Source organism: Gammaproteobacteria bacterium, assembly GCA_013001575.1.
Classification (GTDB): domain Bacteria; phylum Pseudomonadota; class Gammaproteobacteria; order Steroidobacterales; family JABDMI01; genus JABDMI01.
The window spans coordinates 1-18,332 of sequence record JABDMI010000014.1 but is presented as its reverse complement, the minus strand read 5'-3'; the positions used below and the strand labels follow the sequence as shown (position 1 = coordinate 18,332).

Sequence of the window (18,332 nt, the reverse complement as noted above, 5' to 3'; positions counted from 1 at the left end):
AAAACACTGGTGTGATGTTCATCGATCATCTTGGACCAGTTCAGAGTGAGTATGGATTCATTGCTGTCAGTATTTCCATCAGATGCAAATGCTTTGCGATGGGCAGTGTAAAAACTGACTCCGGAAGCATATTCACGGTGCGTCAGCGGTATACCGGAATACGCGGCACAACCATTTGCCGCCGAGATACCCGGAACCACTTGAAAAGGGATACCTTCTTTGGCTAACTCCTGAATCTCTTCACCTCCTCGTCCAAACACGAATGGGTCACCCCCTTTGAGTCTGGCTACAGACTTTCCGGCACGGGCATAGCGCACCAGCAATTTACTTAGCTCTTCCTGAGGAATGGTGTGTTGATCCCTACGCTTACCAACATAGACCATCTCGGCCTCACGACGACATAATTCAAATATGCCACTGGGTACTAATCGGTCGTAGAGGACCACGTCTGCTTTTTGCAGTAAACGTTGCGCCCTGAAGGTCAAAAGATCCGGATCGCCCGGTCCGGCTCCAATCAGATAAACTTCGCCAATGCGACTCGATAGATCAGTCACCTTATCCTTGTATCTATCAACTTCGTTCTCTAAAAGTTGTTGAGCTACTTTATGATTACCTGAAAGCACAGTCTCTCCGATTGCCCCATCAATGACATCCTCCCAAAAGCGACGACGTTCGCGATCATTGCCAACGACTGTTTTAACTCTTTCACGAAAGCGCCCCAATAGATCCGCCAGTTTGCCAAAGGCCGTGGGAATAAATGTTTCGATGCGCGCCTTTATGTAACGTGCAAGAACGGGAGAACGCCCCCCGGTTGAAATGGCGATTACGACTGGATCACGGTCAACGATGGCTGGAAGAATGAAACTGCACAATTCGGTTTTGTCAGCAACATTACATGGGATACCGCGCTGGTTGGTATCTTGGAACACTTGCTGGTTCACCTCATCATTATCCGTGGCCGCGATCACCAAATGCTTGTTGTCCAAAAATTCGGAATCATAATTTGCGATGCTATATTTGAAGCCATTTTTTGCGATCAGCTTCTGCATCGCAGGTGAAAGCTCAGGACTGACCACATGAATATTGGCTCCCGATTTTTGCACTAATGCAGCTTTGCGCGAGGCGATTACGCCGCCACCGATAATCAAGGCATTGCGACCGTGCATTTGCATAAAAATAGGTAAATAATCCACTATGCTTGACCCTCTAGAGTGTTCATCTGGATTAGTTGACGTAATTCCGGAATACACGACCCACAATTAGTTCCGGCACGCAGTGACTGACCAATGGCATCAGGCGTCGTTAACTGTTGCGAAACAATCGCATTGATCAGGGTATTACGTCCTACGGAGAAACATGAACAAACGATCGGCCCACCTTCACCGGATGTCGATTCACCAATGAGTAGACTCTGCATATCGCTCGGATCCAGGATCTGCACGGCAAAAAGTGGTTTGATCCAGTTAAGATTTCCGATTGCAGCTTTTAGTCGTATATAGGCAACCGTATGCAAGCGCCCTTCCTGGATCCAAATAAAGCGGAAGCAGCCTTGCTCATTATCTAAATGTTTTAATAGAGAAATTGTCAGATTCTTATCGTTAAAAAGCCTGTCTGCCCAGACCGACCAATTCTCAGGTACATTCAAACCTGAAATATGGAACAGATCGCAATTTTGTCCCGGCGTATATGACCAATAATCAAATGTCTTAAGCTCAATAGTTTCGCGACTCAGTATCACAGCCGACCAGGCGATATTGATCGGTTTGATACTAACCGGAGTAAATTTAAACTCCGGCTGCCCGGATAGCGTATCTGTATGTGGATTGACCAAGCGATCGATCGATCCTGCCGAGGTGTATTGAGCATTCCAATGCATCGGTATAAATATTTCACCGGGTTGCACATCATCACTGATCTTTGCTTTCAAATGGGTATGATTGAAACGACTTTTAACTTCAACCAATCCTGTGGGCTCGATCGAATACTTTTTAGCATCGAGCGGATGAATATTGACATAGGATTCGGACACATGATCAAGTAAACGTGCAGACTTTGCCGTGCGGGTCATAGTGTGCCACTGATCACGTACTCTGCCTGTGTTTAGTGATAACGGGTAATTTGCACTGGTTTGTTCAGCAGTACCGGATGAACTAATGGGAATAAACTGAGCACGACGATTCAGGGTATAAAAATCGCCGTCACTAAACAAGCGTTTAGCTTGAATTACATCATTGTCAACCCCGACACGCGTTGTTTTACTCTGTGGCCATTGAAAGGGCGTCAGTTGATCGTATGCGCTGTCATTAATGGCTTCATAAGCGCTGATATCGAATGCACGCGAACGCGCATTCTCAAAACCGGACAGTGCGGCATGCTCACGGAAGATATCAGCAGCACTGTTATATGGGAACAAACGCTCATAACCCATCGCGCGTGCGACTTCAGTGACGATCCACCAGTCCGGTTTTGCCTCGCCCATTGCCGACAGGAATGGACGTTGTCTTGATATCCTTCTTTCTGAATTTGTGACTGTGCCATTTTTTTCGCCCCAGCCAATTGCCGGAAACAACACATTGGCACATGCAGTAGTATCGGTTTTTGCCATACAGTCAGAAACCACGACCAGTTCACACTGTTCAAGTGCTCGTTTCACCTTTTGAGCATTCGGCATACTGGCAACAGGATTGGTACTCATGATCCAGATTGCTTTTACCTTACCTTCCGCCACTGCATTGAACATATCAACGGCTTTCAGGCCCGCTTGTTCGGCAAGCCTGTCAGATTGCCAAAAGCGCCGGACTTTATCACGGCTTGTCGGTACGAAATCCATATGTGCCGCCAGTTGATTGGCTAAACCACCTACCTCACGACCGCCCATAGCATTCGGTTGACCGGTCATTGAAAACGGCCCCATACCGGCTTTGCCGAGACGACCAGTTGCCAAATGCACGTTAATGATACTGTTAACTTTATCCGTTCCGACAGTAGCCTGATTGACACCTTGCGAAAACAGACTCAAGGTTTTTTTCTGACTGGCAAACAGTTGATAAAATGCCTCCACCGCACGTTGACTCAGTCCACAGGCCTCAGCAACCTCTGGTAAGGATGGAGCTTGCTGTCGTGCACTCGCCAATGTTTGCTCGAAGCCATCGGTAAAGCTCTGAATGTATTCACTATCCAGTAGATCATTTTGTTCGCAGTAAACCAACAGCCCATTAAATAAAATACTATCGGTTCCGGGTTTGATTGGCAGATGTAACTCCGCATCCTGACAGGTTGCTGTGCGTCGCGGGTCTATAACCACCATAACGAGCTCGGGTCGCTGCTGGCGCGCCTGAATGATCCGCTGATAAATGATCGGGTGACACCAGGCCAAATTGGAACCAATCAGAATAATAAGGTTCGCTTCATCCAGATCCGTATAATCGCATGGCACGATATCGCCGCCGAAGGCTCGCTTATAACCAACCACCGTTGACGCCATGCACAAGCGTGAATTTGTGTCGATGTTGGCACTGCCCACAGCACCTTTCATGAATTTATTTGCAACGTAGTAGTCTTCAGTCAGTAACTGACCGGAGGCATACACCGCAACCGAATCCGGGCCGTACTTTTTTATGATTTCAGAAAAACCATTAGCTACATACTTGATGGCATGATCCCAGGATGTTGTAACACCATTGACCTGAGGCTTTAGCAAACGTCCTTGGCTATCAATCGTTTCCGCTAACGCGGCACCCTTGGAGCATAAACGGCCAAAATTTGCCGGATGCTCCTCATCGCCCTTAACTGTTACATGACCATCCACTGTAGAAACAACTACACCACAACCAACACCGCAATAGGGACAAGTGGTTTTAATTGTTGAAGCATGTTTTATTACAGCGGCCAATTTAATCTATGGCCTTAAGTGGACCAATAAATACCAGATCGTTATAGACTTTAACTGAATAGACTGGTATTTGAAATTGCTCATCATCAATACATTGTCCGGTAATCAGACTGTATTGTTTTTTATAAAGTGGTGAAGCAACTATGGGCTCACCCTTATGATCACCAACAATTCCACGCGACAGTACATGTGCTTTGCCATGTGGTTCGTAATTACTGAGTGCATACAACTGATAATTTCTTTTGTCGCTGAGAGAAACAATCTTGAAGATCGCAACCTGCTGACCGTCTATCAACGCACAAGCGCCAACGCTGTCCACTAGGCGATCAACATGACAGACACTCACCCAGATTGGATCTTCCGGTATCTGTGAATGAGACCCTGCAAACGCCACTTGAGCTGTCGTTATCATGCTTCCATTTCCTCTTTATGTGATAGCTTGACCAGTTCATTTTCTTCCGCGGGCCGTATCTGATCACGCTCATTGACAAAAACAATGGATGAATCTTTGACTGGTGAGTTAATAAAAGGCATAAAAGTGTTTACTTTTACCGGATCTTTAAGTGAAGTTTTCCATTCACACTGGTAGTTATCCACCACGAGTTGCATTTGTGCCTCGAGGGTTTCGGCAATTCCCAGACTATCTTCACAAACAACCTCTTTCAGATAGTCCAGTCCCCCTTCCAAATTTTCCAGCCAGACTGACGTTCTTTGAAGTTTATCTGCGGTTTTGATATAGAACATTAAGAAGCGATCAATATATTTGATCAAGGTCTCATCGTCTAAACCTGTCGCAAGCAGATCAGCATGCCGTGGTCGCATCCCGCCGTTGCCGCAGACATATAGGCTCCAGCCCAGTTCTGTTGCGATCACACCCACATCCTTGCTTTGCGCCTCGGCACATTCGCGTGTACAACCGGAAACTGCAAACTTGAGTTTATGCGGTGAACGCAAACCTTTATAGCGATTCTCGATATTGATCGCATTGCTCATACTATCCAGTACACCATAGCGACACCAGGTACTTCCCACACAGGCTTTAACGGTACGAACCGACTTACCATAGGCGTGCCCGGTTTCAAATCCAGCAGCGATCAATTCAGCCCAAACCAAGGGTAATTGCTCTGAGGTCGCACCAAACAGGTCGATTCGCATACCGCCTGTGATCTTGGTATAGAGATTGTATTTTTTAGCAACTTGACCGAGTACGATTAGCTTATCGGGTGTGATCTCACCAGCAGGAATCCGTGGCACGATCGAATACGTACCATTCTTCTGCATATTAGCCAACATGCGATCATTAGTATCTTGCAAACCCTGGTTTTTACCATCCAGAATATATTGATTCCAGCATGACGCAAAGATCGAAGCCAGTGTCGGTTTACAGATCGCACAACCTAAACCTTTACCATGTTTGGCAAGCATGTCATCAAAAGATGCGATCTTCTCAACCCGCACCAAATGGTATAACTCCTGTCGCGTATACGGAAAATGCTCACAGATACTTTTATCAACTGATATACCCTGCTTCTCTAATTCATTATTAAGCACAGAGGTCGTTAGCGCAGCGCAACCACCACAACCGGTGCCCGCTTTGGTGCAACTTTTCAATTGCGCCATACTGCAGGCTCCGTCAGCAATGGCTGAGCAGATGTCCAGTTTTGTGACATTATGACAAGAACACACTTGCGCGCTATCTGGAAGATTATCGACACCGATACCAACCATAGGATCACCTGCATCGGGGATCAATAGACTCACAGGATTCTCGGGAATATCCATGTCATTCAGATACAACTGCAACATCACATCATAGGTCTCAGTATCACCGACTAGAATCGCTCCCGTTAAGCGTGTTCCCTCTGAGTTGACCACGATCTTTTTATAGATCTGATTCGGCTCGTCATTGAATACATACGCCTTTGCACCTGCTGCCTGTGCATGCGCATCACCAATACTGCCTACATCGACACCCAGTAGTTTGAGCTTGGTGCTCATGTCGGCTCCGGCAAATGATCGCGAGTTATCAACAATCTGTGAAACAGCCGTTTCTGCCATACGATAACCCGGTGCAACTAAACCATAGATGAAATCTTGATAGGATGCACACTCACCAATTGCTAAAATATTCTCATCCGAACTCATACAATATTCGTTAACTTTTACTCCTCCGCGCGCACCCAGTTCCAACCCCGCATCGCGTGCGAGCTGATCATAGGGGCGAATACCCGCCGAGAAGACGATTAAATCGGTTTCCAGCTCCCCGCCATCCGCGAAAGACATTTTCAAACGTGACTGATCACCGGCCGTTATGGTTTGTGTCGCTTTACTGGTATGTACCTTTACACCGAGCGCTTCGATCTTTCGACGCAGCATCGAACTGCCGTCTTGATCAAGTTGAACGCCCATCAAACCGGGGGCAAACTCAACCACATGTGCTTCCAGCCCCAGGTTTTTCAAAGCATTTGCACACTCCAGTCCCAGTAAGCCACCACCGACAACAACACCAGTCTTGGCATCACGCGCTGAAGCTTTAATTGCATCCAGATCTTCCAGTGTTCGATATGCCAGACAATGTTCAAGGTCATTACCCTGAATGGGTGGAATAAATGCGTATGAACCAGTTGCAAGCACCAGCTTATCGTATTGAAAAACTGCACCACTCTCTGTAGTGACCTGTTTGCTTTCACGATCCAACTCAGTAACAAAATCACCAAAGTGATATTTGACTTGCAAAGTGTCGTAATACTCTGTGGTCGTCATCGCAAGATCAGATGGCTCCTTACCATCAAAAACCTCGGAGAGATGAACACGATCATAGGCTGGTACGGTCTCGCCACCCAGCACAGTAATCTCAACATCAGCGTCGGAATTAGCCAGTGTTTCAACAAAGTGATGTCCTACCATACCGTTGCCAATCACCAGGATCTTCGTTTTATTCATATTCGGATACTTTTATTTTGTCACTTAAATAAGTGTTTTATGCGGCTTCTTTTGAAGCACCTGTAACGACAGACAGCTCATCACTGATTTTTTCTTTATCGCTTTCCTGAGTAACGCCTTCTTCTATTCCTGACTGATTATGAAAACTACGATCATGCAGAAAGCGTAATACTTCCGCACGGTAATGGTTATAGTCAGCATTATTAGCTAGTTCGAGACGGTTGCGCGGACGCGGCAAAGTGACTTCAAGTATCTCACCAATTTTCGCGGCCGGACCATTGCTCATCATCACGATCCGATCTGATAACAATACGGCCTCATCGACATCATGTGTGATCATGATTACCGTGTTTTTGAGATCATTTTGAATTTCCATTAATGAGTCTTGCATATGAGCGCGCGTCAGTGCGTCCAGTGCGCCAAAAGGTTCATCCATTAATAACACTTTAGGATTCATGGCAAGCGCACGTGCAATGCCCACTCGTTGCTTCATGCCGCCGGAAAGTTCTGCCGGGCGCTTATCGGATGCATGTGCCATGTGAACCAACTCCAGATTGTGGAGTATCCATTTATGTTTTTCTTGCTTGCTCAAATCCTTGCGTACTGAATTCACAGCCAAAGCCACATTATCGAAAGCCGTGAGCCATGGAAGTAAAGAATGATTTTGAAAAACCACAGCACGATCGGGTCCTGGAGCGTTGACTTCCTTGCCCTCAAGGATGACTCCACCCAGCGTTGCTTGATTTAGTCCTGCCACAACATTCAAGACCGTCGATTTACCACAACCGGAATGACCAATAATGGAAACAAACTCACCCTCAGATATCTTCAAGTCAATTCCGTCCAATGCACGGAATGCACCGTTCTTGGTAGGAAAATCAACCACTAATTGCGAGATTTCCAAAAATACATTAGCCATAATCAATCCTCAATTAATATTCAATAGTTGGTATCAATGAATCTTTTAAGCAACTCTACGGTTAGCACAGAAATTAGCGTAATTCGATAGATTTATCATAGGAAAAACGCCGTTGCAGGATCAGCATTATGCGATCAAGCAGAAATCCGATGATGCCTATCACAAACACCGCCACCATAATTCGACCCAGCGAATTGGAGCTTCCATTTTGAAACTCATCCCAGACGAACTTCCCTAAGCCGGGATTCTGAGCAAGCATCTCAGCTGCGATCAAAACCATCCAACCTACACTTAACGACAAGCGCAAGCCTGTAAAGATCAAAGGCATTGCCGATGGCAACACGATCTTACGTACTTTCGTCCACCAATCGAGGCGTAATACCTTGCCAACATTCAATAGATCTTTATCAATACTGGCCACGCCAACGGCCGTATTGATCAAAGTCGGCCACAGAGAACACAATGTCACAGTGATTGCTGAGGTGATAAAGGCCTTTTCGAACATTGGATCATCTGAGACGTACACAGCGCTGACTACCATCGTAACGATTGGCAGCCATGCCAGCGGAGAGACCGGCTTGAAGATTTGAATCAAGGGATTCAAGGCTTGATAGAATGACTTACTTAATCCACAAAGAATGCCTACCGGAATCGCAAAAATTGCCGCCAACGCAAAGCCGCTGAAAACGGTTAACAAACTCGTAATGATCTGATCAAAGAATGTTGGCTTACCGGTGTATTTACGTAACTTGACCTCAGCATTAGGATTAGCCGCGAGTTTCTCAACATTACGTACTTCCTGACGCTGATAAAAGGCTTTAGCTTTTTCACGCTCATTCTGATGTTCGATCACCAGAACTTTAAATTGCTGCGCGACTTCGACCGGGCCCGGAACGTTGCCTAAACTCGTGACAATATTATTGGACGCAACCGACCATAAGATCAAGAAAACAAAGATGGCCACCATCGGCGGGATCAATGCACTTGATTTTTCGGATATCAGCTCACGTAGTTCATTGAAGGAAAAGCCTTTGAACGTATTGAGACCAGAATCTACAGTCGCTTCATTTGCACTCATAAAATACCCTTGATTGACCGTCTAATATGCACTTAGTCCAAAACCTGTTCGTTGCTAAGTCCGATACTAAATTTACTCAAGTATTCATTCGGCTTACTGCCATCATAGGTAATATCATCAATAAATTCTGACTGTGGAGGCTTATAACCATTGGTTGTTGGGATATCTGTACTTGCAATTTTTCCTTCTGCGATCAACTCATTCGCCGCTTCAAGATAAAGATCAGGGCGATAGACTTTTGCGGCGATCTCTTTGTACCAATCATCACTCTTGGGTTCGGCAATCTGTCCCCAGCGTCGCATTTGGGTTAAATACCAAATCGCATCACTGTAATAAGGATAGGTCGCAAAGTAGCGATAGAACACATTGAAATCCGGTACCGAACGTTTGTCCCCTTTCTCATACTCGAAAGTACCTGTCATGCTATTCGCGATGACTTCCACATCAGCACCGACATAATCCGGCTTAGAGAGAATACGCACCGCTTCCATACGGTTCTTATTGCTATCTTCGTCCAGCCATTTAGCAGCACGGATGACTGCTTTAAGAAATGCCTTATGGGTGTTGGGATGTTTCTCTGCCCACTCCTTGGTCACACCAAATACTTTTTCAGGATTGTTTTTCCAAATCTCGTAATCTGTTATTACAGGCACGCCGATCCCTTTAAATACCGCCTGCTGATTCCAAGGCTCACCGACACAATAACCATAGATCGTTCCTGCTTCCATAGTCGCAGGCATTTGCGGAGGTGGCGTCACAGAAAGTAGGACATCCGCATCGATCTGCCCACTGGTATCGCCTTTCTTCGGCGCATAGAATCCTGGATGAATACCGCCTGCTGCTAACCAATAACGTAGTTCATAGTTATGCGTGGACACTGGGAAAACCATCCCCATCTTGAAAGGCTTACCTTCCTGAATGTAGTCATCAACGACTGGTTTGAGGTAGTCAGCCTTAATCGGATGCACCGGTTTTCCATCCGCTTGTGGGATATGCTCTTTCATGGCCTCCCAGACGTCATTGGAAACAGTAATTCCATTACCATTGAGATCCATACTGAATGCGGTGATGATGTCGGCCTGAGTACCATAACCAATGGTAGCTGCTAAGGGCTGACCCGCCAACATGTGAGCACCGTCAAGTTCTCCATCAATTACACGATCGAGCAATACTTTCCAATTAGCTTGTGCTTCTAGAGTGACATATAAACCTTCATCCTCAAAATATCCCTTTTCATAAGCGATCGCCAAAGGCGCCATATCGGTTAATTTAATAAACCCGAACTTAAGATCTTCTTTTTCAAGTGCAGAGGACTTGGTGGGAGAGCTTTCTGGGGCGACTTCCTTCACAATCTCTACTGTTTTATTAGAGGTTTTTTCAGAAGAACAATTTGTTAACGAAATAAACAGGACTGCCACAACGATTGATTTTAAAAATACGGACAAACTACTTTTTTCAACTAAAGCTCTCACTCAATACCCCTTATTGATTTATTAACTGGAATCCTGTCGGTCACTAAACCCCAGCAGATCTCATCTATACACCAAACAAACCATGTGCCAACTATCCAGAAACATTTTCAAGTCACTGTTTTAATTTAATAATTTGAATTGCGTTCTCAATTTAAAGAAAAAGAAGTTCACTACAAAAGTGCAACCAATCTTATAAATGCACTAGGGGTTACAAGCAAAAGATTTATTCACGCCCTTTTTAAGTGCAATAATGTTCTTAAACACTCCCAAACAAGAAAAGGTGATTTCGTAAATTACAAATAAAGCAACAAAATTATTTTTGCATCAGATGCTAAATAGCAGTTGCAGATATAGGTATCAACTCATCGTCTGAGTTATGCTTAATGAAGTTTCCATTTATCGGGGTAGAACCATTATCAGTATTATGGATTTTGAGTAGTTCAAATGTTATCCAGAAGTAAGTTTGGGAAACGAAAAGCTCAGTAAGGCATATGGCGGTCATTTACGGTTAAAACAACAACCTCTATGACAGAAACATGCACAAATCTAACTTTGATTGATTGAAAAAATACAATGCCTAATTCTTGCAAAAATCTAATTGCAAAAACACACCCAGAGAAGATTTAAGACAGTAGAACAACAAAAGCCACACACCCTCAAACAGGATGTATGGCTTATGAAAGAATGGTGGGCCCGGTAGGACTCGAACCTACGACCAAGGGATTATGAGTCCCCTGCTCTAACCAACTGAGCTACAGGCCCCGCATTATTTTATTGGCGAAATTGCAGCGCCGAATTTTTTTTACTTGCCTTCGTCGAGGAAGCTGCGTAATTGCTCGGAACGTGATGGATGACGCAGTTTGCGTAAAGCCTTGGCTTCGATTTGACGAATACGTTCACGCGTAACATCAAACTGTTTGCCCACTTCTTCCAGGGTGTGGTCGGTATTCATATCGATACCAAAACGCATACGCAAAACTTTGGCTTCGCGTGGTGTCAAACTCGAGAGTACGCTTTGGGTTGCTTCACCCAGGCCTTCCGATGTGGCTGAATCACTTGGTGACAACACCGAGAAATCCTCAATGAAATCGCCCAAGTGCGAATCTTCATCGTCGCCGATCGGGGTTTCCATGGAGATTGGTTCTTTGGCAATCTTGAGAACCTTGCGGATCTTGTCTTCCGGCATTTCCATCTCGATGGCCAATTCTTCAGGCGTGGCTTCACGACCCATTTTTTGCAGCATCTGACGCGAGATACGGTTTAACTTGTTAATCGTTTCGATCATGTGAACCGGGATACGAATGGTACGCGCCTGATCCGCGATGGAACGCGTGATCGCCTGACGGATCCACCAGGTGGCATAGGTCGAGAACTTGTAACCACGACGGTATTCAAATTTGTCCACGGCTTTCATCAAGCCGATGTTGCCTTCCTGGATCAGATCGAGGAATTGCAAACCACGGTTGGTGTATTTTTTCGCGATCGAGATCACCAAACGCAAGTTGGCTTCGATCATTTCTTTTTTCGCACGACGCGCACGCGCTTCACCGAGTGATAACTGACGGTTTAGCTCTTTGATCTCGGTAATACCAAGACCCGTCACACCTTCCATATGCACCAGTTTTTTCTGGATACGTAACAAGTCATTCTTCATTTTTGACAAGGTAGACGAATGTTTGCGTTTGGCGCGAATGTGTTTATCCAGCCATTCAAGGTTGGCTTCATTGCCTTTGAAACTGTTGATAAAGTCTTTACGCGGCATGCCGGCAACCTGAACACACATACGCATGATCTCGCGCTCTTGCACCCGGATACTATTGATCTGGGCCTTAAAGAACCAGATCAGTTTGGCAAGGGCGTTGGTCGGGAACTTGATGTCGAGGAACAGATCGGAAACTTTTTTGCGTTGCTTGATCACATCAGGATCGCTTACGCCCTTTTCTTCCAGCATAGGACGATACTTTTCAAAGGCACGCTTGAGTTTTTTCAGATGCTTGATCAACTCTTCCGGCGGCGCGATATTTTTAGTCGGATCGTTCTCATCGGTCATTTCATGGGCTGGCGGCGGAATGCGGTCGCCCATGTCTTCCGGGGTGAAGTCCACGATCAGGTCAACCAAACGCATTTCTTCATTCTGCACCAGGTCAAAACGTTCCAACACCCACTCGATCGTGGTTGGCATCATCGACAAGGCCATCCGCATACGGTTAATGCCTTCTTCGATACGTTTGGCAATGGCAATCTCGCCTTCACGGGTCAAGAGATCCACGGTACCCATTTCACGCATGTACATGCGTACCGGGTCGGTGGTCCGGCCAAGTTCCAGTTCAAACGAGGTAATGGCTGCAACCGCTTCTTCTTCGGCGTCTTCATTGTCCGTTGCGGCGGCGTCATTCAAGAGCAACTCTTCGGCATCCGGTGCGGTTTCACACACTTTGATGCCCATGTCGTTGATCATGTTGATGATGTCGTCGATCTGCTCCGGGTCGACCATTTCATTCGGGAGGTGATCATTCACTTCCGCATAGGTCAAATATCCCTGCTCTTTGCCGAGGGCGATCAGGTCTTTCAATTGGGACTGTGGTTGCTTTTGTGCTTGGGACATATTGTTACCTAAAAATGCCGGCCAGATTTTGTGGCCAAAAAAACAAAATGTATTGGCTGACAGCCCGGGATTCGCGACCTCGAAATGACGGTGAGAATGCCGCAAGGGCTGGAAGCTCAATACAAACGAGTGATTATACGTTTCTGACCCGCTTTGCACCAGATAATTCTGTTGTTTTGCCCGGAAATTTCGTGGTTTTTCGGGATATTGGCCAATTCTTGCCAGCAACAGATGTCTGGCCCAATGCTTTAGATGAGTAGCCCGGGGGTGATTTTCAAGGGCGCTCGCTCAATAAACTGGCCAATTCCTGCTTTTCCTGCTGGTCAAGACCGCTGTTACGACTCTTGGCCAGTAATTCTTCAAGCCGTTTTTCATGTGATTGTTTAATGCTCAACTTGTGCATCAGGTCCTCAAATTCAGCACGCGCGGCGTCCTCGGTTTCCAGGATCAATTCACGCGTGACGAGTTTGTTCAGGGCACTGGCGTGTGGATGCTCACGAAAACGTTCGAGTAATGCCGGTGTGTTCAGGTCGGGTTCGGCGTGCAAAACTTCGAGCACATTAACCAACATTTTCACTCCGGGCTGATCTTCACTCAAACTTTCGATGTGATCAAAATTTTGTGCCAGGGCCGGGTATTGCAGCAAGTAACTCAAGGCCTGACGCACCAGCCCGCCACGTTGATCCGAACGCCCGGCGGACTTTGTACCACCGCGCTGACTGGGTCGCGAATTTGTGGACTTACCGTTGGGTTTGATCAGGCGTTGTTGCAATTGCTTGACATCGGTGCCGACCAATTCAGCCAGGCGCCCCAGCATGAGATCGCGGTACACACCTTGCGGGATCTTGTTGATCAGGGGTTTGGCGCGTTCCGCCAAACTGGCGCGTGCATCCAGATGATCCATGTTGAGGTCTTCACTCAAATGCCCGAACAAAAATTCGGATAAGGGTGTGGCCTTGTCCAACTCTTGCTCGAATCGGGTTTGTCCGAACTCTCTTACAAAACTGTCCGGGTCATGCCCGTCGGGTAAGAATAAGAACATTAAAGCACGACCTTCACGCAAGACCGGTAAGGCATTTTCCAGGGCTTTCCAGGCGGCTTTGCGTCCGGCCCGGTCTCCGTCAAAACAGAAGATCACTTTGTCACAAGTACGAAACAGGATCTGCACGTGTTCGGTGGTGGTTGCTGTACCCATGGTCGCAACCGCGTAACTCACACCGTGTTGCGCCAGTGCGATCACATCCATGTAGCCCTCGACCACTACAATTCTTTCCAGGTGTCGGTTGGCCTGTTTGGCCTCGTACAATCCGTAGAGTTCTTTGCTTTTGTGAAATAGCGGGGTTTCCGGCGAGTTCAGATACTTGGCACCTTTGTCGTCGTTTTGTAAAACCCGGCCACCAAAACCAACAATGCGTCCGCGACTGTCGCGGATCGGGAACATGATGCGCCCGCGAAAACGATCATACACTTTGCCCTTATCGTTCTCGCTCAACATGCCCAGGGTTTTTAAACGACTCTTGTCAGCATCGCTTTTACCAAACCGGGTCATGACACTGTCCCAGGCATTGGCCACCGATCCCACCCGATAGTCGGCGGCAATCTTCCCGGTTAAGCCACGCGCCTTGAGATAACTTTTTGCCGCTTCATCCTGCTTGAGTTGTTCCTGATAGAACTGGGCAATTTTTTCCATGGTCACGTGCAAAGGCTTCATTTGACTTTGCTGACGCGAGGCGCGCTCGTCTCTGGGTACTTGCATGCCCATGCGTTGCGCGAGTTCTTCGATGGCTTCCACAAAACCAAGATGGTCATAGGCCATCAAAAAGCCCAGAGCCGTACCGTTTTCGCCGCAACCAAAACAGTGGTAGAACTGTTTGTCCGGACTTACCGTGAAGGACGGGGTTTTTTCGTCATGAAAGGGGCAACAGGCTTTGTATTCCTTGCCGGCTTTGCGCAACTGCACCCGCGATCCGACTATATCCACGATATCGGCGCGCGCGAGAATCTCGTCTATAAAATGTTGGGGGATTGAGCCTGCCATAAGCCGCTTATGTTCTCATACTTTGGCGCAAAATTTGGCGAGCGGTGATCTGACTTGCGCGATCAGGCTCCAAGCTTGGCCTTGATCATGCCACTGATCGCGCCCATGTCGTCCAGTCCACTGGTGCTGGCACGCACTATGCCCATGACCTTACCCATGTCTTTCATGCTCGCAGCTCCGGTATCGGCGATGGCTTTTTCGATCAGTGTCGTGACCTCTTGCGGTGTCAAAGCGGCTGGCATAAATTCACCAATAATGGCGAGCTCGGCTTTTTCAATCTGTACCAGATCGTCGCGTCCGGCTTTTTCAAACTGGGCAATCGAATCTTTACGTTGTTTGGTCATTTTTTCCAAAACGGCAAGTGTGCGGGCGTCGTCCAGTTCCACGCGCTCATCAACCTCGATCTGTTTGATCGCTGCGGTAACCATGCGCAAGGTAGCCAGACGCTCTTTCTGTTTGCTTTTCATGGCCTTGATAACTTCGGCTTTAATGGTTTCTTTTAATGACATGTTGCTTACACTCGTTAGTTGTGGAAATAAATGTTTCGGGAAATAAAAAAAGGCTCAACGCATCACGCCGAGCCTTTATAAACTGGTATTAGATCAGCGTGTGGATCAATACATGCGCTTAACGCGGTTTTGCATACGTGAAACTTTTTTCATTTCGCGTTTGACCGCAGCCGCTTTTTTACGTTTACGTTCCTGGGTCGGCTTTTCATAAAACTCGCGAGCACGCAGCTCAGTCAGAATTCCGGCTTTTTCACAGGCACGTTTAAAACGACGCAAGGCGCCATCAAAATGTTCGTTTTCTTTTACGCGTACGCTAGGCATACAAATCACTTCCTATCGGGTGGTGGACAGATTTTCTGTCACTGGCTAAATTAAGGGCGCAAATTCTAAGCGTAAGCGCGTAAAATTGCAAAGATTTCGCGGCAAAACGCGGCAGAACACTCTATTTCAGACCCTTTTATTCACCCCGGGTTCTAAAAAAGTCGGTTTTTCCGCTGTTTTTAGCCATTTATAGCAAGATTTGAGCCCCTGAATTGGGATGAGACTGGTAAGAATATGCGTGTATTGGGAATAGAAACCTCCTGTGATGAGACCGGACTGGCCGTTTACGACAGCGAACAGGGCTTACTCGCGCACGCGCTGTACAGCCAGATCGAATTACACCGTGAATTTGGCGGCGTGGTGCCCGAACTGGCCTCACGCGATCACATTCGCAAAATGACCGGCCTGACCGATGAAGTTCTGGCGCAAGCCAATTCCAGTCTAAAAGACATTGACGCCATCGCCTACACCGCCGGCCCCGGCTTGATCGGGGCATTGCTGGTCGGTACGGCCTTTGCCAATGCCCTGGCCTACGCCAATGACATCCCGAGCGTGGGCGTGCACCATCTGGAGGGCCACTTACTCGCTCCCATGCTGGAAAAAGAACAACCGGATTTTCCTTTTCTAGCCCTGATCGTGTCGGGTGGGCACACCCTTATCGCGGTGGTACGCGGACTGGGTGATTACGACATCCTGGGCTCCACCCTGGATGACGCCGCCGGCGAGGCCTTTGATAAAACCGCCAAACTTCTGGGGCTTCCCTACCCGGGCGGACCCGAGCTAGCCAAACTCGCCGAACGCGGTGACCATACAGCATTTGATTTCCCCAGGCCCATGTTGAACAAGGCCAATCTGGATTTCAGCTTCAGTGGCCTGAAAACCGCGGTGTATTACGCGATCAAGGATCTGCAAAGCGAACACCAGACATTGAACGAACAACAAAAAGCCGACATTGCCGCAAGTTTTCAGCAAGCCGTGGTGGACAGCCTGATCGGAAAAGTGAAACGTGCTTTAAAACAAACCGGACTGCAACAATTGGTGGTGGCAGGTGGTGTAGGCGCAAACCTGGAATTACGTCAACAACTCAAAGACCTCATGCAGCAAAAAAATGGCCAGGTGTTTTATCCACGCCACGAGTTTTGCACCGATAACGGCGCCATGATCGCTTACGCCGGTTGTCAGCGTTTGCTCGCCGGCGACCAACAAGCGCATACGGCCAGGCCGCGTTGGTCGATTGAAGAGATTGGTCTGTAGAAACTGGACAATAGAGATCCGACAATAGAGATTCGACTATAGAGACTGGACAATCGGGGCCGGATTGAAAAAATTATCAATCCTGGAAATCATCTTTAATCAAATACACTTACAATAGCCACATGTCAGAAGATACGATTTTTATAAAAGAACTCACCGTGCATGCCATTATTGGCATTTACGACTGGGAACGCCAGATCAAACAACGCTTGGTGTTTGATATTGAAATGGGCACCGATATTGCCAAAGCCGCGGCTAGTGATGACATTAAAGACACCCTGAATTACAAAGCGGTGGCCAAACGCGTGATCCAGTTTGCCGAAGAATCTGAATTCGGATTAATCGAATCCCTGATCGAACGTGTCGCCGGGATCATTCTGGCCGAATTCCCCACCAACTGGGTGCGCATTACCCTGAATAAAGTAGGCGCCGTGCGGGGTTCCAAAAGCGTTGGCATACGCATCGAACGTCATTAGTTCACAATACCCGAGCAAAAATAAAAATATGACCACGGTATATGTTTCTATAGGCAGCAATGTCGATCCCGAGCGCTATATTCGAAGTTGTTTGCGGGCCCTGGTATTGGAATTCGACCAGCTGGAAGTTTCACCGGTTTATCAAAATCCCGCCGAAGGCTTTGAGGGCGACGATTTCCTGAATCTGGTTGCAGCCTTCGAGACGCATGAGTCAGCCCCGGCCATTGCCCGCAAGATCAATTTGATCGAAAAAATACTTGGGCGTTTACGCGCCGGGGAAAAGTTTGGGCCACGCACACTGGATATTGATATCTTGCTGTACGGTGACGAGATCATTCAATTTGGCAAGTACGCATTCCCGCGCAAAGAGTTGGTTAAATATCCTTTTATGTTAAAACCCCTGGTCGATATTGCGCCAAGCCTAAAGCATCCGGTCAGCAAGCAATTGTTCAGTGAGATCTGGGACGAGTTGAGTCGCACCAAACCAATCCTCACCCCGATAAAACTGAATCGCATCGGGCTGCCGAATTGTCATTGGCATGCCGTTTCCTAAAGCTGGTTTAACACTTACCTGAAATTAGATCTCACTTACCGCTCTGTACGCCTGGGTAATGGCGGCATTGGTATCGGCGCTGGCGGCGGCGTCCGAATTGGCGATATGGATATTGCCAAATTGTTGGCGTCCGATCACCCAGGGCTTCTGGTGTTCATGCGCCCACTGTGGTTCCCAGATCAGATCCGGACTGTAGGCATAGCCATGTGGCCAGCGGTTGACCGTGATCGCACGGATGTCGCGTTCGGCCTGGAATCCGGTACTGGCAAGCG

15 protein-coding genes and 1 tRNA gene are annotated in these 18,332 nt (G+C 47.3%); 3 read left to right on the top strand and 13 right to left on the bottom strand.

Annotation, left to right across the window (positions count from 1 at the left end; genetic code table 11):
• From cobA to rpsU, 12 genes are all read right to left on the bottom strand, one after another.
• On the bottom strand, positions 1-1,172 hold a 1,172-nt coding region (gene cobA, locus HKN88_01100), incomplete at its 3' end, for a uroporphyrinogen-III C-methyltransferase (protein NNC96645.1).
• 20 nt (positions 1,173-1,192) lie between these two features.
• Positions 1,193-3,880: a nitrate reductase gene (locus tag HKN88_01095; GenBank protein NNC96644.1), complete on the bottom strand. Its 2,688-nt coding sequence runs from the start codon at positions 3,878-3,880 to the stop codon at positions 1,193-1,195.
• Between the two features lie 13 nt (positions 3,881-3,893).
• Complete coding sequence (nirD, locus tag HKN88_01090) at positions 3,894-4,304, bottom strand: nitrite reductase small subunit NirD (protein NNC96643.1); 411 nt, start codon at positions 4,302-4,304, stop codon at positions 3,894-3,896.
• Positions 4,301-6,835, bottom strand: coding sequence for a nitrite reductase large subunit (gene nirB / locus HKN88_01085; protein ID NNC96642.1), 2,535 nt, complete (start codon positions 6,833-6,835; stop codon positions 4,301-4,303). Before nirB ends, nirD begins: the two co-directional genes overlap by 4 nt.
• 37 nt (positions 6,836-6,872) lie before the next feature.
• Positions 6,873-7,754 (bottom strand): ATP-binding cassette domain-containing protein, encoded by an 882-nt coding sequence (locus tag HKN88_01080; protein ID NNC96641.1) that lies wholly within the window; start codon positions 7,752-7,754, stop codon positions 6,873-6,875.
• A gap of 73 nt (positions 7,755-7,827) precedes the next feature.
• Positions 7,828-8,832: an ABC transporter permease gene (locus tag HKN88_01075; GenBank protein NNC96640.1), complete on the bottom strand. Its 1,005-nt coding sequence runs from the start codon at positions 8,830-8,832 to the stop codon at positions 7,828-7,830.
• Between the two features lie 32 nt (positions 8,833-8,864).
• The gene (locus tag HKN88_01070; protein ID NNC96639.1) at positions 8,865-10,241 is read right to left on the bottom strand and encodes an ABC transporter substrate-binding protein; all 1,377 of its coding nucleotides are present in this window, start codon (positions 10,239-10,241) and stop codon (positions 8,865-8,867) included.
• Positions 10,242-10,989: 748 nt separating this feature from the next.
• Positions 10,990-11,066: transfer RNA gene (locus HKN88_01065), tRNA-Ile, on the bottom strand.
• Positions 11,067-11,106: 40 nt separating this feature from the next.
• Positions 11,107-12,909, bottom strand: coding sequence for an RNA polymerase sigma factor RpoD (gene rpoD, locus HKN88_01060; GenBank protein NNC96638.1), 1,803 nt, complete (start codon positions 12,907-12,909; stop codon positions 11,107-11,109).
• A gap of 274 nt (positions 12,910-13,183) precedes the next feature.
• Positions 13,184-14,947 (bottom strand): DNA primase, encoded by a 1,764-nt coding sequence (locus HKN88_01055; GenBank protein ID NNC96637.1) that lies wholly within the window; start codon positions 14,945-14,947, stop codon positions 13,184-13,186.
• 62 nt (positions 14,948-15,009) lie between these two features.
• Positions 15,010-15,456: a GatB/YqeY domain-containing protein gene (locus tag HKN88_01050; GenBank protein ID NNC96636.1), complete on the bottom strand. Its 447-nt coding sequence runs from the start codon at positions 15,454-15,456 to the stop codon at positions 15,010-15,012.
• Between the two features lie 105 nt (positions 15,457-15,561).
• Positions 15,562-15,777: a 30S ribosomal protein S21 gene (rpsU, locus tag HKN88_01045; protein NNC96635.1), complete on the bottom strand. Its 216-nt coding sequence runs from the start codon at positions 15,775-15,777 to the stop codon at positions 15,562-15,564.
• 234 nt (positions 15,778-16,011) lie between these two features.
• Between rpsU and tsaD the strand changes: the two genes are divergently transcribed.
• From tsaD to folK, 3 genes are all read left to right on the top strand, one after another.
• On the top strand, positions 16,012-17,031 hold the full coding sequence (gene tsaD, locus HKN88_01040; GenBank protein NNC96634.1) for a tRNA (adenosine(37)-N6)-threonylcarbamoyltransferase complex transferase subunit TsaD: 1,020 nt from the start codon (positions 16,012-16,014) through the stop codon (positions 17,029-17,031).
• 122 nt (positions 17,032-17,153) lie between these two features.
• Positions 17,154-17,507 carry a dihydroneopterin aldolase gene (gene folB / locus HKN88_01035; GenBank protein ID NNC96633.1) on the top strand — a complete coding sequence of 118 codons (354 nt, stop codon included), beginning with the start codon at positions 17,154-17,156 and terminating at the stop codon, positions 17,505-17,507.
• A gap of 28 nt (positions 17,508-17,535) precedes the next feature.
• Positions 17,536-18,060: a 2-amino-4-hydroxy-6-hydroxymethyldihydropteridine diphosphokinase gene (gene folK / locus HKN88_01030; GenBank protein ID NNC96632.1), complete on the top strand. Its 525-nt coding sequence runs from the start codon at positions 17,536-17,538 to the stop codon at positions 18,058-18,060.
• A 24-nt stretch (positions 18,061-18,084) separates the two neighbouring features.
• On the opposite strand, the gene HKN88_01025 is transcribed toward folK, so the two are convergent.
• The coding region (locus HKN88_01025) for a twin-arginine translocation pathway signal (protein NNC96631.1) at positions 18,085-18,332 on the bottom strand (248 nt) is incomplete at its 5' end.